Annotated in this window: 12 protein-coding genes; 10 read left to right on the forward strand and 2 right to left on the reverse strand. The window is 62.6% G+C overall.

Annotated elements, in window-relative coordinates; genetic code table 11:
* Positions 1 to 81: 81 nt before the first annotated feature.
* From ACR9ZC_RS05605 to ACR9ZC_RS05645, 9 genes are all read left to right on the forward strand, one after another.
* Complete coding sequence (locus ACR9ZC_RS05605) at positions 82 to 765, forward strand: DJ-1/PfpI family protein (protein ID WP_481579458.1); 684 nt, start codon at positions 82 to 84, stop codon at positions 763 to 765.
* Between the two features lie 37 nt (positions 766 to 802).
* Positions 803 to 1114, forward strand: a complete 312-nt coding sequence (locus tag ACR9ZC_RS05610; RefSeq protein WP_481579459.1) for a cupin — start codon at positions 803 to 805, stop codon at positions 1112 to 1114.
* Between the two features lie 604 nt (positions 1115 to 1718).
* Complete coding sequence (locus ACR9ZC_RS05615; RefSeq protein ID WP_481579460.1) at positions 1719 to 2657, forward strand: phytanoyl-CoA dioxygenase family protein; 939 nt, start codon at positions 1719 to 1721, stop codon at positions 2655 to 2657.
* A 45-nt stretch (positions 2658 to 2702) separates the two neighbouring features.
* Positions 2703 to 3722: a hypothetical protein gene (locus tag ACR9ZC_RS05620; RefSeq protein ID WP_481579461.1), complete on the forward strand. Its 1020-nt coding sequence runs from the start codon at positions 2703 to 2705 to the stop codon at positions 3720 to 3722.
* 187 nt (positions 3723 to 3909) lie between these two features.
* Complete coding sequence (locus ACR9ZC_RS05625; RefSeq protein WP_481579462.1) at positions 3910 to 5292, forward strand: MFS transporter; 1383 nt, start codon at positions 3910 to 3912, stop codon at positions 5290 to 5292.
* A gap of 78 nt (positions 5293 to 5370) precedes the next feature.
* Entirely contained in the window at positions 5371 to 7494 is a 2124-nt protein-coding gene (locus ACR9ZC_RS05630; RefSeq protein ID WP_481579463.1) for an iron-containing redox enzyme family protein, read from the forward strand.
* Complete coding sequence (locus ACR9ZC_RS05635) at positions 7487 to 9307, forward strand: carbamoyltransferase family protein (RefSeq protein WP_481579464.1); 1821 nt, start codon at positions 7487 to 7489, stop codon at positions 9305 to 9307. Before ACR9ZC_RS05630 ends, ACR9ZC_RS05635 begins: the two co-directional genes overlap by 8 nt.
* Positions 9308 to 9328: 21 nt before the next feature.
* Entirely contained in the window at positions 9329 to 9490 is a 162-nt protein-coding gene (locus ACR9ZC_RS05640) for a hypothetical protein (RefSeq protein WP_481579465.1), read from the forward strand.
* Between the two features lie 136 nt (positions 9491 to 9626).
* Complete coding sequence (locus ACR9ZC_RS05645; RefSeq protein WP_481579466.1) at positions 9627 to 11282, forward strand: tannase/feruloyl esterase family alpha/beta hydrolase; 1656 nt, start codon at positions 9627 to 9629, stop codon at positions 11280 to 11282.
* Between the two features lie 356 nt (positions 11283 to 11638).
* Here the strand turns inward: ACR9ZC_RS05645 and ACR9ZC_RS05650 are convergent, their stop codons facing one another.
* Entirely contained in the window at positions 11639 to 12889 is a 1251-nt protein-coding gene (locus ACR9ZC_RS05650) for an MFS transporter (RefSeq protein WP_481579467.1), read from the reverse strand.
* 252 nt (positions 12890 to 13141) lie between these two features.
* Between ACR9ZC_RS05650 and argG the strand changes: the two genes are divergently transcribed.
* Positions 13142 to 14476, forward strand: a complete 1335-nt coding sequence (argG, locus tag ACR9ZC_RS05655) for an argininosuccinate synthase (RefSeq protein ID WP_173256949.1) — start codon at positions 13142 to 13144, stop codon at positions 14474 to 14476.
* Between the two features lie 88 nt (positions 14477 to 14564).
* Here argG and ACR9ZC_RS05660 read toward each other — a convergent pair whose 3' ends face one another.
* Positions 14565 to 14759: a hypothetical protein gene (locus tag ACR9ZC_RS05660; RefSeq protein ID WP_173256948.1), complete on the reverse strand. Its 195-nt coding sequence runs from the start codon at positions 14757 to 14759 to the stop codon at positions 14565 to 14567.
* Between the last annotated feature and the right edge of the window lie 68 nt (positions 14760 to 14827).

The raw sequence follows: 14827 nt of genomic DNA on the forward strand, positions 1-14827 counted from the left end.
GAATGGTCTTGTCGACGGGCGATCCGCGCCGGCCGCAGCGAACCGGCATCGTTCCGTTCCATTCCATCGCCGAGGTACCTCATGACACTGCAAGTAGGCTTTCTCGTATTCCCAGAAGTTCAGCAACTCGATCTGACCGGGCCGCATGACGTGCTTACATCGCTACCGGATACCACGGTGCACCTGGTCTGGAAAACGCGGACGCCCGTTGCCTCGAGCAGCGGACTCCTGCTGACGCCGAGCATCGCTTTCAGCGACTGCCCTCAGCTCGACGTCATCTGCATACCGGGCGGCAGCGGCGTGACGAACTTGATGCGCGACGAGGAAACGCTCGCATTCGTTCGCAAGCAAGCAGCCGGCGCGCGTTATGTCACCTCCGTTTGCACTGGCTCGCTACTGCTGGGTGCCGCGGGGCTATTGCGTGGCCGCCGCGCCACTACGCACTGGGCATTTCATTCGCTGCTCGAACCGCTGGGCGCCATTGCGACGCACGGCCGGGTGGTTCGCGATGGGAATCTATTGACGGGTGGGGGCGTCACGGCCGGCATCGACTTCGCATTGACCATCGCGGCGGAATTGGCGGGCGACGATGAAGCTCAGGCGATTCAGTTGGAACTCGAATACGCGCCCGCGCCGCCGTTCGATTCGGGCAGTCCCGATACGGCGCCCGCTCATATTCTGGCAATGGGCAAGGCGCGTTCGGCCGCTTCGCTTGCAAAGCGAGCCGCAGTCGTCAATGAGATCGTGGAAGCGTCACGGGCGTGAGCGTGGCGCGTTGCATCGATAATCGACGGAGCACGCATTGAAAGTTATTCGAAGCAAAGCGTTCGAAGGCAGGCGCGCCTGGGACGCTATCGATATCGCCAATTTGGCCGGCACGACGGTGCGCCTGCACTGGACCGATCAGCCGTATCGATGGCACATCAATGACGGTGAAGAGGTGTTTGCCGTACTCGATGGTGTGGTGGACATGCATTATCGAAGCGCCGGGATCGAGCATGTGGCGACGCTCGAAACGGGGGACGTCTTCTTCGCCGATACAGGCTGCGAGCATGTAGCCCACCCGCGCGGGGTGGCGCGTATTCTCGTGGTCGAGCGTGAGGGAAGTGTGTAGTCGAGGAACGGTCTCAGAAGAGAGAATTTAAAGTGACTCGACCAAAACAGTCTCCTAGCGCAGAGCGTTACGCTCGAACGTCAATCGATGCCGACTTTACATATGATGGTGCCCCGCACGGATGCGGCCTTGGAACCATGAACATAATCACCCACCGCCATACGATCCCCCTGCTTCTTCTCAATGGTGATACTTCGGTATTGTTTCGGCGGCATCCAATCTAATATTGGACGTCCGTCTCACATGCGAGGCTCGACATGTGCTAGCCCGGCATTGGCAGCTGAATACAGCGCAGACAAGCGACCCTGCGACTGCTTGACGATTAGCTGGAGACCGGCTCAAAAAAACAATTCGTAACAGATCATGCGCATCGCATATCGATGATACGCTAAATTTAGCTCTTCATCGAGTCGAAATCGCTCAGAGCGGTGTTTTAAAGCTCGGCCGTTTCCGGGTGTTCAACATTCCTAACCTTAGGGCGGCAAACCAGCGTCCGGTGGGATCCTTCATGCAGAAGCCCTGAAGCATCCGGGTTTTAGGCATTGCTCTTCGTGTTTCATATTACCCACTGATTACCTCGACCATCGAGCTACGGAGACAGTCAATGCTGGTCGTAAATGAAGGAAGATACGCACAACACCTGGAAGAATACGAGAAGCAAGGGTTCACCATTTTCAGGAACGTCATCGATTCTGCGCTGGTTGCCGAAGCGAAGGCGCATTTCCTTTGGCTGCGCGAGAAATTTCCCGAATTCCGGCCGGAACATCTTCATCATCCGTTAATGCGCGACGATGCATTCTGGGTTCGCCTCGTAACCGACAATCGCCTGCTCGATATAGCCGAGCTATTTCTTGGCCCCGACCTGGCCTGTTTCACCGCGCATTACATCTGCAAACCGCCGCTGGACGGCCAGGCCGTGCTCTGGCATCAGGACGGCGCGTACTGGAAGCTGTCGCCGATGCAAGCAACCTCGCTGTGGCTCGCCGTCGACGAGAGCACGACCGAGAACGGCTGTCTGCGGATGGTGCCGGGTTCGCACAAGCTTCCGCTGCGCAAGCTGATCCTGCGCAGCGACGTGCCCAATCTGCTGATGTCCTCGATGGAGGACGAGTACGTCGATATCAGCTCCTGCAACGTCGTCGACATCGAACTGCAGCCGGGCGACGTGTCCGTGCACCATCCGAATCTGATTCACAGCTCGGAGCCGAACACGTCGACGAAGCGCCGATGCGGTCTCGATATCGCCTTCATCAACACATCAACGACGATTTCGAGCGAAGGCCTTTACCTGAATCCGATCCTCGTCAGAGGCGAGCCGGTGCCAGGCATCAACACATACCGCGCGTGGCCGTCGTACGATCCGAGCACGTCGATGCCGTTCGCGGGCTGCGAATCTTGGGCGCAGCAAAGCCGCGACTTCAACGCGCGGCATCCGGGTTTCGTCCCGTCGCAGCAAGACGACGAACCGGTGCAGGAAATCGTGCGACGCATGATTTCGCGGCTAAAAAGCGGAACGACGAAAGAAGCGCGCTCCGAAGCCTAATTTGACCTCTTCAACTTCGAGACAGACTCCGAAAGAGGGACATAGATGTCCGCGGTTTCAGACCTCACGCCACAAATGCAGGGTTATGTCGGTGACTTCATGGACCCGAGTAACCTCGGCTGGTTGCCGTACATCATGTATTTCCATCCGGCCAACTTCAACACGGATATCGTGTCGACGGACGGCTCGGGTTTTCGCTATACCGTCGCACGGGGCAAGCGATATTCGCCGACAACGTTGAACCAGGCGGAGCCAGTGCGCCTGCTTGTCGGCAGCTCCACCGTTTTCGGGACCGGCGCGACCGCCGACCGCCATACTCTCGCCTCGCGGCTGACCGAAAACGATCCGCGCGACGAGTTGTGGGTGAACGTCGGCGGCCGTGCATTCAACTCGATTCAGGAGTTCGTCCACTTTTCGCTTTACCGGCACCAACTGCCGCCGATCAAGGAAGTCGTGATTTTCTCAGGGCTCAACGATCTCGTGCTGTCGCGCCTGCCGGCCCAGCTGCGCGGCGAGCACGGCGGGTTCTTCTTCAGCCGCGAATTCTTTGATCGTCTGACCGGCAAGAAGGAGAAAGCATCGGGTTTGTCCGGCTGGTTCAAGAAGGACGCAAAAGACGCGAAGCAAGCTGCGCAGGAAGACGGCGTGCTGCCGTTCGACGAACAGCTTCAATACACAGCCGACCTGATTCTTCGTCATCTCGACTCGTGGCGGATCGTCTGCGCGGCGATCGGCGCGAAGCTGACCTACGTGCTGCAACCACTCGCCGACTGGGTGCGTCCCATCGGCTCGCGCGAGGAGCGGGCGATCTTCGCTGAACTCGATCACCAGGGTTCGTTCCGGGAAACGTATCGCGACGTCTGCGCCGTCGAGACGCATCGGGCTTTCGTGGAGTGCCTGCAACCGGGCATCGCCGCGATGGGCGTCAATTTCATTGATTTCACGCCGGTTCTGGCCAAGGCAGCGTTACCGGATCAGTGGCTTTTCGTCGATCGCATTCACTTCACCGACGAGGGCTCAGAAGTCGTTGCAAAACTTCTTTTGCGTGAACTGGATCAAGGATGAACGGGCATGAAAACACTATGGAACTTCATTCTCCGGATGTTCGGCCTCAAAAAGAAGGAGGCGAAGCAGAAAGACGCGTCCATCTATCCGATGTTTTGATGCGCCGCGTATGGCCGCCGTTCGAATCGAGGAGTAAGGAACACACGATGATTCAGCCGAGCCTTTGTCCATCTGCGCCTTACCCGATATGACGGACTCGAAACCCTCGGTGACGTGGACCGTGATCGCCACAGGCCTCGGCTTCGCCGTCGTGCAACTGGACGTGACGATCGTCAACGTCGCGCTGACGAAGCTGGGGATCGCCCTCGATAGTCCGCTTGCCGGGCTGCAATGGGTGGTCGATGCATACACGCTGGCGTTCGCCGTGCTGCTGCTGTCGGCGGGCACGATGGCCGATCGCTTCGGCGCGCGACGCGCATACCTGATCGGCTTCGGGATCTTCGGGCTAGCCTCAGCGGCATGCGGGGCGGCGGGCTCGGTGACGCAGTTGATCGCCGCGCGCGCGGTGCAAGGCGCCGGCGCAGCGCTGCTGGTGCCGCCTTCGCTGGCGTTGCTCAATCACGCCTGCGCCGACGACCGGCAATTGCGCGCGCGGGCTATCGCATTGTGGACGGCGGCCGGCAGCGGGTCGATCGCGGTCGGGCCGGTGGTCGGCGGCATCTTGCTGGAAAGCTTCGGATGGCGAAGCATTTTTTTCGCGAACCTGCCTTTGTGCGCGCTCGGTTTCGGGCTCACTTGGCGGTTGCCCGAGACGCTGCGCACGAAGCGTCCGCTCGACCTCGCCGGACAGGTGCTGGCGATTCTCGCGCTGACGAGTCTGTGCGGCGCGACGATCGAGGGCGGCGCGCTCGGATGGAGCCACCCGCAGGTGCTCGGAGGTTTCGCCCTGGTGGCGGCGTGCATGGTGGCCTTCGTCGTGGTCGAAGGGCGCGTCGCGCATCCGATGCTGCCGCTGCGATTCTTCCGTCTGCCGAATTTCAGCCAGGCGGTGCTGCTCGGCGTCGCGGTGAACCTGACTTACTACGGGCTCGTGTTCGTGCTCAGCCTGTATCTGCAGCACGTGAAGCACTACAGCGCGGTGCAGGCCGGTCTCGCGTTCGTGCCGCTCACCGCGACGTCAGTCGTCGCGAATCTCGTGAGCGGCTGGTTGAACAGCCGTTTCGGCGCGCGTTTGCCGATGCTGCTCGGCAGCGCAATCGGCGCCGTCGGCTATTTCCTGCTGTCGCGGCTCGATGCGAACAGCAGCTTCCTGACGATGCTCGCGCCGTTTCTGCTAATCCCAGGCGGCGCGGCGTTGGTGGTGCCGGCGATGACAGCGACGATCCTCGCGAGCGTCGAGCCGACGTGGTCGGGCACGGCGTCAGCGGTGCTGAACGCCGCGCGCCAGGCCGCGGGAGCGGTCGGGGTCGCGGTGTTCGGCGCGTTGGTGGCGGGCGGCGATGATCACATCGTGCCCGGCCTGCGCATCGCCGCCGGCGCGTCGGTCGTGATGCTCGGCTGCGCGTGGCTGACGGTGTGGGTCGGCATTCGCCGCGAGGACCACGCGGGCTTGTCGAAGCGCGGCGCATGACGGCGGTTCGAGGCGGTGTCGGGCTCCGGGCAGACGGACCTTTCGGATTCAGGCGCGTAAGCGAACGGAACACTAGCGATGTGGCGTGACATTTACAGACTGACGCTGACCCCGGAACTGTTCCTCGACGCGGACAACCTGCGGGATCTAGTCCGCCAGGCGGGATCGCCGACGATCGACACGCTGCCCGCGGCGTCGAGCGCAACGATCGACTCGCTCGCCGCCTATCTGGTTCAACGCGCCCACCGCGACGAGACGGAACTGCGCTCGACAATCGAAGCGGGCTCGCACCTCGGGCAGGTCGGCTACGTGGTTCGCGGCCTTTTCGCGCATGGCGCGCCGATGGCGTCCGCGCTCGGCCGATGGCTGCAGGGCTTGAGTTGCCCCGGCAATTTCGAAGACGACATACAACTGAAGACGCTCGCGCTGCTCGCCGACGACATCGGCGTCGGCAAGGCGGAGCGGTCGAGGACGGACGGTTTTCGGCAGATCGCGCGAAGCGCGGGCCTCACGGAGTCGGCCGGGCAACCTCACGAACTCGTCGCGGACCGCAGCCTGCGCGACGGCGCGTTCCGCTTCCCCGCGCTGCTGCTGGCGCTGAGCCGGCGCAGCGACGCGTTCATGCCGGAAATCGCGGGGCTCGACTTCGCGTTACGCACAATCGGCCTGCTGCCGGCCTGGCGCATGTTGTCTGGGTACATGAACGACGCCGGATGGGCACGGCTCGATCTGGCCGAGCCGCAGACCGATGCGCTGCCGCCGGGCCACACGCCGGTCTCACTATCACGCCATATTCTCGATCGCTACGACATAGATGCCGGTCATCATGCGCGAATCAAGGAGGGCATGCTGTGGGCGATTCACGCGCTCGCGGCGGACCGCGCCGAATGCGATGCCGTCGTGGCGCTCGCCGGCGATCCCGTGCTCGCGATGGCGCGACTCATCCAGGAGCGCGCAGGGGAAGCCGCCGTCTATCACCACAGTTTCGAACTCGAAGGCAAGCCGCTAAACGCGTGGTTCATCGAGGCAAAGAGCGATCCGCTGCCGCTCGTCGGTGCGCTGTCCCGCAGCCGGCTGGTGCATCCGGGCCAGCCTGACCAGAGCATGCTGCTCGGTTCGTTGCTGCGGCCCGACGGGCGCATGTTCCGCATCTTCTTGCCGAAAGACATCGAGGTGATCCGTCGATGGATTCTAGCGCTGCCGGAAGCGCAGCCTTCAGCGATTGAGGCGGGATCGCCGGCACCCGAGCATCCTCGCCGGATCGAAGCCGGCGATGCTTCGCTCGGCACCGTGCCCGACGACATCCGCGACGCGTATCACCTGCTGCAAGGCCGCGCGCTGGCGCCGCGGACGCGCGATTTCGCGCTCGGCTACGCGCGCTTCTGGCTGTCGGTCGCGCGGCGTTCGATCGATGCGTCGAACCGCTCGCTGCCGCCGACATGGCAGCACGGCACGCTTCGACGCTGGCTGCTTGACGCGCACGCAACGCACGACGAGGCGTTCCAGCGAAGCGAAGAACAATCGATGCCAAGCCGCGAGAAGCTCGTTGACGAGACGCTGCAGCTCGCGCCGCTGACGCTGATCGACGGCGCGTGGCTGCAGGGCTTCAGCGAAGTCGCGTATGCATCGAGCAGCGTGGGCGCGCCGCTTTTCCGGATCTACTGGGATGAACTCGGCAACGGCAACTGGTCGATCAACCATCCGAAGATCTATCGCGATCTGCTGGTATCGATGGGGATCGAACTGGCGCCGACCGGATCGCGCGCGTTCGCGCAGGACCGGCGGATCCGCGACGAGTCGCTCAGGCTGCCGGTGTTCTGGCTGTGTCTTGGCAAACTGCCCGCGACGCTGCGGCCGGAAATTCTCGGGCTCAATCTGGCGATGGAACTGTCGGGCGTCGGCGGCAGCTATCGAACGGCGCGCAAGGTACTGAAGCATCACGGGTTCTCGACGCACTTCGTCGACCTGCACAACGCGATCGACAACGTTTCGACGGGCCACTCAGCATGGGCCGCCGATGCGATCGATGCGCACATGGCGGTCGCGACGCAGTTCGTCGATCCGCACGACGAATGGGAACGCATCCGGGCAGGGTACGAGGCGCTCGCGCCGCTCACGAAGCGCAGCACCGACCTCGACTTCTTTAAACATCAGAAGCGTCCACGGGGCGCGAGGATGACGCGGGAGTCGTCATATGCCTAAAGCCCATCTGGGACTGTCTGCGTTTTATCACGACAGCGCTGCGGCGCTGATCGTCGACGGCGTGCCTGTCGCCGCCGCGCAGGAAGAGCGCTTCTCACGCAAGCGTCACGACTCGGCTTTCCCGCGCCACGCCGTGCGCTATTGCCTTGCCGAAGCGGGGCTGCAACTGTCCGATCTCTCGTCTATCACGTATTACGAGCAGTCGAAGGTCAAGTTCCGGCGCATGCTGTCGTCGTTCGGCAGCGCGGGGCCGGGCGGATTCGCGGCATTTTCCCGCGTCTTGCCGCAATGGTTCGACTGGAAGCGCAACGTATTGCAGACGGTGGACCATGAACTCGACCAGCTTGGTCTGGGGCGCGGCCCGCGCGCGACGGCTATCCCGCACCATCGCTCGCATGCGGCTTCGGCGTTCTTCGCGTCGCCGTTCGATCGGGCAGCGGTCGTCTGCATCGATGGCGTCGGAGAGTGGCACACGACGACCATCTGGTGCGGCGACAACGACCGGCTCGATCTGGTCAATTCGATTTCCTATCCGCATTCGCTGGGGCTGCTGTACTCGGCTTTCACGGAGTTCTGCGGCTTCAAGGTCGATTCGGGCGAGTACAAGCTGATGGGGCTCGCTCCGTACGGCGAGCCGCGCTATACGCAGCTCATCCGCGATTACATTGTGAGCCTCAAGGATGACGGCTCATTTTCGCTGAACCTCGACTACTTCGAATTTCTGCGCGGACAGCGCATGACCGGCCCCGCGTTCGAACGTCTTTTCGGCAACCCCGCGCGCTCGCCGGAAGCGCCGCTCACGCAGCGCGAATGCGACATCGCCGCATCGATCCAGGCCGTGACCGACAGCGCCGTTCTCGGCCTCGTCAAGGCCGCGAAGGCGATGACGGGCATGCCGAATCTGTGCCTCGCCGGCGGCGTCGCGTTGAACTGCGTGTCGAACGGCGGCATCGCGCGATCGGGGCTGTTCAGCGGCCTATGGGTGCAACCGGCCGCGGGCGACGCGGGCTGCGCGCTGGGCGCGGCGCTGGACACCGCGATCAGACACGAAGGCCGCGCGACGCGGTCCTCCGACGACGCAATGGGCGGCGCCTACCTCGGGCCGCAATTCTCCGATGACGAGATCGTCGAGTTTCTGCGGTCGGAAGGGCACATGTACGAACAACTCGACGAAGCCCAATTGCTCGACACGGTCGCGGCCACGCTCGAAGAAGGGAAGGTCGTCGGCTGGTTCCAGGGGCGCATGGAATTCGGTCCGCGCTCGCTCGGGGCGCGCTCGATTCTAGGCGATCCGCGTAACGCCGCGATGCAACGGACGATGAACCTAAAGATCAAACACCGCGAGTCGTTCCGGCCGTTCGCGCCGTCCGTGCTGAAGGAATATTCGAGCAGCTATTTCGCGCTCGACGGCGAAAGCCCGTACATGCTGATCGTCGCGCCGGTATCGGAAAAGATTCGCGAAAGCGACACGCCGCGTCGCTCGCTCGGTTGCATCAACGACGTGCGCTCCGATCTGCCGGCGATCACGCATGTCGATTTTTCGGCGCGGATACAAACAGTGACCGAGGCGCGCAACAACCGCTATGCGCGTCTGTTGATGGCGTTCAAGGCGCGGACCGGCTGCCCGGTGCTGGTCAATACGTCGTTCAACGTGCGCGGAGAGCCGATCGTCTGCACGCCGCAGGAGGCGTTCCGCTGCTTCATGCGCACCGAAATCGACGTGCTGGTGCTCGGGTCGTGCGTGCTGCTGAAAACGCAGCAGACCGCGCCGCTCGAAACCGACGACTGGCGCGCCGAAATCCCGCTCGACTAAAACAATCAGGACGATACCGCCATGCATCGAGTCATCGCGTCGCTCCTCTATTTGTGTGTCCTGCTGCCGGTCTGGGCGTGGAGACGGCTCACTGGCGGCTCGCGTTTCGGTCGCCGTTTTCATATGCGCCTATCGACCTGGGACGTTCAGGGCCGCCGCCGCTTCGGCAAATACGGCATCTGAACGCGGCCCCAGGCGCGGGCCAGGCGGATCGTTTCCGCGATCGTGTTCGAAGCGGTGCGGATGACGCTCGATCTCTGCGATCGAGCGTGTCGTCATTCGTTTCAACGTACTCGAAAAAATAATGGAGGCAGGCGATATGCACAGTAGCGGCACACGCAACGGGGTTCAGTCATGGAAGCGAAGGCTGCTCCTGTGGACGGCCATCGCAACCGGTCTGACGGCGTACAGCGCCGCGGCGACGGCCGGTGAGGATAACGCGCAGCAGCTCGCCAGGTGCGCCGCGCTTCAGCAGGCGCAGATCGACGACACGCGGATCGAACTCGCGCAGGCGCTGCCCGCCAACAGCCGCCTGAAGAACGTCGACGGCACGACCGTGAGGACCGGCACGCCCGTTTGCCGGGTCGTCGCGACGGTGAGCACCGCGCCGGAAAAACACCTCGGCGTCGAAGTGTGGCTGCCGCTCGCGGACTGGAACGGTCGGTTGCTCGGCACCGGCAAGACCGGCTTCGGCGGCTACATCGACTACAACGAACTGACCGCGGCCGTCACGCGCGGATTCGCCGCGGTGAACAGCGACACCGGCTACAAAGGGAAAGGCTCGGGCGAACCCGGCAAACTGCTCGACTGGGCAACCAACCCGGACAAGCTGCGCGACTGGGGACATCTGTCGATCCACCTGATGACCGTCGCCGCAAAAGAAATCGTTCGCGCCTACTACGGTCAGAGCGCACGGTATGCGTACCTCGATACGTGCGGCGGTGTCGAGGCGATGACGGAGGTCGAATATTTCCCCGACGATTACGACGGCGTGTCGGCGCGCTCGCCGGGTGTCTACTACAGTCATTTGATGGAAAGTTTTCTGTGGGGCGCGATGCTGCCCGCGCATCAGCCGGACGCGCTGCTCACCCACGACGCGCTCGCACTGCTCAATCACGCAGTGCTGCAAAACTGCGGCGGCGCGCATGCGCTCGAAGACGGCTTCCTCGAACATCCGATGCAATGCCATTTCGATCCGGCGCAGCTGCAGTGCAAGGCCGGCGACAACCCGGCGAACTGCCTGAGCGCTGCGCAGGTTCGTCAGGCGCAGCGGCTGTATTCGCCGACCCGTAACTCGTCGACCGGCGAGGCGCTGTATCCGGGATTTGCGCGCGGCAGCGAACTCGCGTGGGGGGCGATCCAGAATCACCTGGCGGCTTACTACGCGCAGCCGCTGCTCGCGAGCGCGGTGTTCGGCAACGCCGACTGGGACTGGACGACCTACGATTTCGGCGCCGACTCGGCACTCGTCGACCGGAAGCTCGCGCCGCTGCTAAATGCAACCAACCCCGACATTTCCCGCTTTGAGACACGCGGCGGCAAGGTGATCATGACGCAGGGCTGGGCGGACGAAGTCAATGCGCCTACCAAGCCGATCGAATATTTTGATGCGGTCGCGAAGCGCGAAGGCGGCATCGCGAAGGCACAGCGCTCGCTGAGGCTACTAATGGTGCCAGGCATGGGGCACTGCGGGATCGGTCCCGGTCCGACCACGATCGGCGGATCGCTGCCGCCGACGCAATACACGCCGGAGCGTGATGTCGTTACTGCACTGCAGGCGTGGGTCGAGCACGGCAAGGCGCCAGTCCGCCTCATCTCGACAAAGTACGTCGGCGACAATCCGAGCGGCGCGGTGAAGTTCGAGCGACCGGTTTGTGTGTATCCGATGGAGTCGCGTTATAGCGGTACGGGGGGTCACAATTTGGCGAGTAGTTTTAAGTGCATGAAGGCGGTGGATGGGGAAAACGAAAAGTGAATGATTGGCGGTGCGGGCTTAGCTGACGTCCCTGATCCGCTGCTCTCCAGACCCCGACGAGCTGCGGGTGTTGTCGTTCCGTTGGGCGGCATTGCGGCGCTTTCTGCCGGTGACGCGTCGTAATACATTGAGGGGCCGGAGACAAACTAACCGGACCGCTTGGTCGTGGACGAAACTTCGATAGTTGTTCGATGAAGTACTGGAGACAGTGCCAGCAGGGCGTTTCAAGCCATCTTGGCCGGCCCGGCACCGACGAGAGTTATTGCGCGATGACGGTGATGCCGACACTTCTGTATAAGGACATGCCTATAACCACGGCGCCAACCGAGCACCTCGGCACCCACGCCCATAAAACACTATCCCTCGCGCTCAAACGATCGCACCTGCAACAACGGCGGAAAAAGCTTCATCCACAGCAACGTAATCCCGATCGTACCGACACCCCCAACGAGCACAGCCGCCCGCGCCCCCCACCATCCGGCCGTGATACCCGATTCGAACTCGCCCAATTGATTCGACGTGCCAATGAAAAGCGAGTTGACCGCACTCACCCGCCCGAGCATGTCGTCGGGGGTACGCAATTGCACGAGCGACGAGCGGACGACGACGCTGATCACGTCCGAGGCGCCCAGCGTGGCAAGCGCGACCAGCGAAACGAAAAAATTCGTCGACAAGCCGAAGACGATCGTCGCAGCGCCAAACACGATCACGCCGCCGAGCATCGCCGCACCGGGCCGCGTGCGCAGCGGAAACCGCGCAAACCAAAGCGTGCCGATGAGCGCCCCGGCAGCGGGCGCCGAGCGCAGCGCACCCAACCCCCAAGGCCCGGTCAATAGCACATCGCGCGCAAAAATCGGCAACAGCGCGGTAGCGCCGCCGAACAGTACGGCAAAAAGGTCGAGCGAAAGCGCCCCGAGAATGACCGGGTCGCGGCGAATGAACGCGATGCCCGAGAACACGGACTCGAACGTCACCGGCGCACGCGAGACAGGTTTCGCGCGCAACGGGATCGAAACGACGAGACCCGCCGCGGCGAGAAAACCGATGAAGCAAGCGAGATAGACCGCGCTCGGGTCGACCCCGTAGAGGACACCCCCACACGCCGGTCCAAGAATCTGTGCGACCTGGTTCGCGGAACTCGATAGCGCGGTCGCGCGCGGCAACTCACTGCGCGGCACCACAGCCGGCAGCAGCGACGCCACGCACGGCGCCTCGAACGCGCGCGCCGCCCCCACGCCGGCCGCCAGCGCATAAATCGCGGGGGCGGTGAGCCATCCGCCGAGCGTGCCCAGCAGAAAAATACCGGCGGCCAACGCTTCGATCGACTGGCAGACCGCGATGATGCGCCGGCGATCATAGCGGTCGGCAACGTGCCCGACGACGAGCGTCAGTGCGAACATCGGCAGAAACTGCGCGAGCCCGACCAGACCGAGCGCGAAAGCGCTATGCGTCAATGCATACATATGCCAGCCGATCGCGACGGCGAGCATCTGAAACGAAAGCGACGATAACCCCCGCGTCCCCCAAAAACGCCGAAAGGAACCGCGATGTATTGAGCTTTGTGGAGAGTCGAGGGATTCCACGGGTTGCGGCGTTTGCACTGTCATGAGTATCGCCACGTCCGCCCGAAGCGGCGCAGCCTTCGAGTTTTGTTGGGCGCGGTTTTGGTCTAAGCCGGAGAGTGTAGAGCATCTTCCCATTCCGCATCTTCGTAGTCCGTCGAGGAAATCATCCATGCCACGAGAAACCACCCGTTCCGACGATACGAGCGACTGCGCCACGAGTTGCGTCATAATGGCGGACTGCCTGGCGTTACAATCTCGCGGTACCTCTCCTACCCCGAATCAACGGTTTTCCTCATGAGCACAATTCTCGAGAGTCTTCCGACCGGCCAAAAGGTCGGCATCGCCTTCTCCGGCGGCCTTGACACGAGCGCCGCGCTGCATTGGATGCGCATCAAGGGTGCCGTCCCCTATGCGTATACAGCGAACCTGGGCCAACCCGACGAGGACGATTACGACTCGATCCCGCGCCGCGCGACGCAATACGGCGCCGAAGGCGCGCGCCTCGTGGATTGCCGCGCGCAACTCGTCGCCGAGGGTCTCGCGGCCCTGCAATGCGGTGCATTCCACATTTCGACGGCGGGCGTGACGTATTTCAACACCACGCCGATCGGCCGCGCCGTGACGGGCACGATGCTCGTCGCCGCGATGAAGGAAGACGGCGTCAACATCTGGGGCGACGGTAGCACCTACAAGGGCAACGATATCGAGCGCTTTTACCGCTACGGTCTGCTCGTGAATCCGGACCTCAAGATTTACAAGCCGTGGCTCGATCAACAGTTCATCGACGAACTGGGCGGCCGTGCCGAAATGTCGGAGTTCATGCGGCAGGCGGGCTTCGGATACAAAATGTCGGCGGAAAAGGCTTATTCGACCGATTCGAATCTGCTCGGCGCGACGCATGAAGCCAAGGATCTCGAGAGCCTCGAAAGCGGCATCAAGATCGTCAATCCGATCATGGGGGTCGCGTTCTGGCGCGATGACGTACAAATCGCCAGGGAAGAGGTCGCCGTCCGTTTCGAGCAAGGCCGTCCGGTGGCGCTGAACGGCGTCGAGTTCACCGATGCCGTGGAGCTGATGCTCGAAGCGAACCGGATCGGCGGCCGCCACGGTCTCGGCATGAGCGATCAGATCGAAAACCGGATCATCGAAGCCAAAAGCCGCGGTATCTATGAAGCCCCGGGGCTCGCGTTGCTCCATATCGCCTATGAGCGCCTCGTCACGGGTATTCACAACGAGGACACGATCGAGCAATACCGCGAAAACGGCCGTCGGCTGGGCCGCCTGCTCTATCAAGGCCGCTGGTTCGATCCCCAGGCCATCATGCTGCGCGAAACGGCCCAGCACTGGGTGGCCCGCGCCGTGACGGGCGAGGTCAAGATCGAACTGCGCCGCGGCAACGATTATTCGATTCTCAGCACGAAGTCGCCCAATCTGACGTATCAGCCGGAGCGGCTCTCGATGGAGAAGGTGCAATCGACGTTCTCGCCGCGTGACCGAATCGGCCAACTCACGATGCGGAACCTCGATATCACCGATACGCGCGAGAAGCTGCGGATCTACTCGCAAGTCGGCCTGCTGACCCCCGGCGAGGCGTCGGCCTTGCCGCAATTGAAAGACGGCGGCGAATAAAAAAACGGGCGCTATAGCGCCCATTCGCATCGTTTGTCTGGCCGGAAGCACAAAAGGGAGCGCCGTAGTGTTCGGCGCTCCCTTTTGTTTAATTCAGCCAATAAATGGTGCAGGGGTCGTCGGGCGACATCGAGCATGCGCCCAGCGGCCACGCGGTACCCGCCTTCACGATTTCATGGACGGCGTCTCGCGCTTCCGGGCTTCGCCCATACACTACGACGGCAAAACACATCAGGCCGAATAGGGTGACGACGGAAAAGGCAAATTTCTCAAAGGCTTTCATCTAACGAATCGAAACTGGAAACGGGTTCGGTTCGCCATTATATCGAAAATACCTACGGGTTTTCCCTA

The sequence above is a fragment of the Trinickia sp. HAY1-2D genome (genome assembly GCF_056754935.1).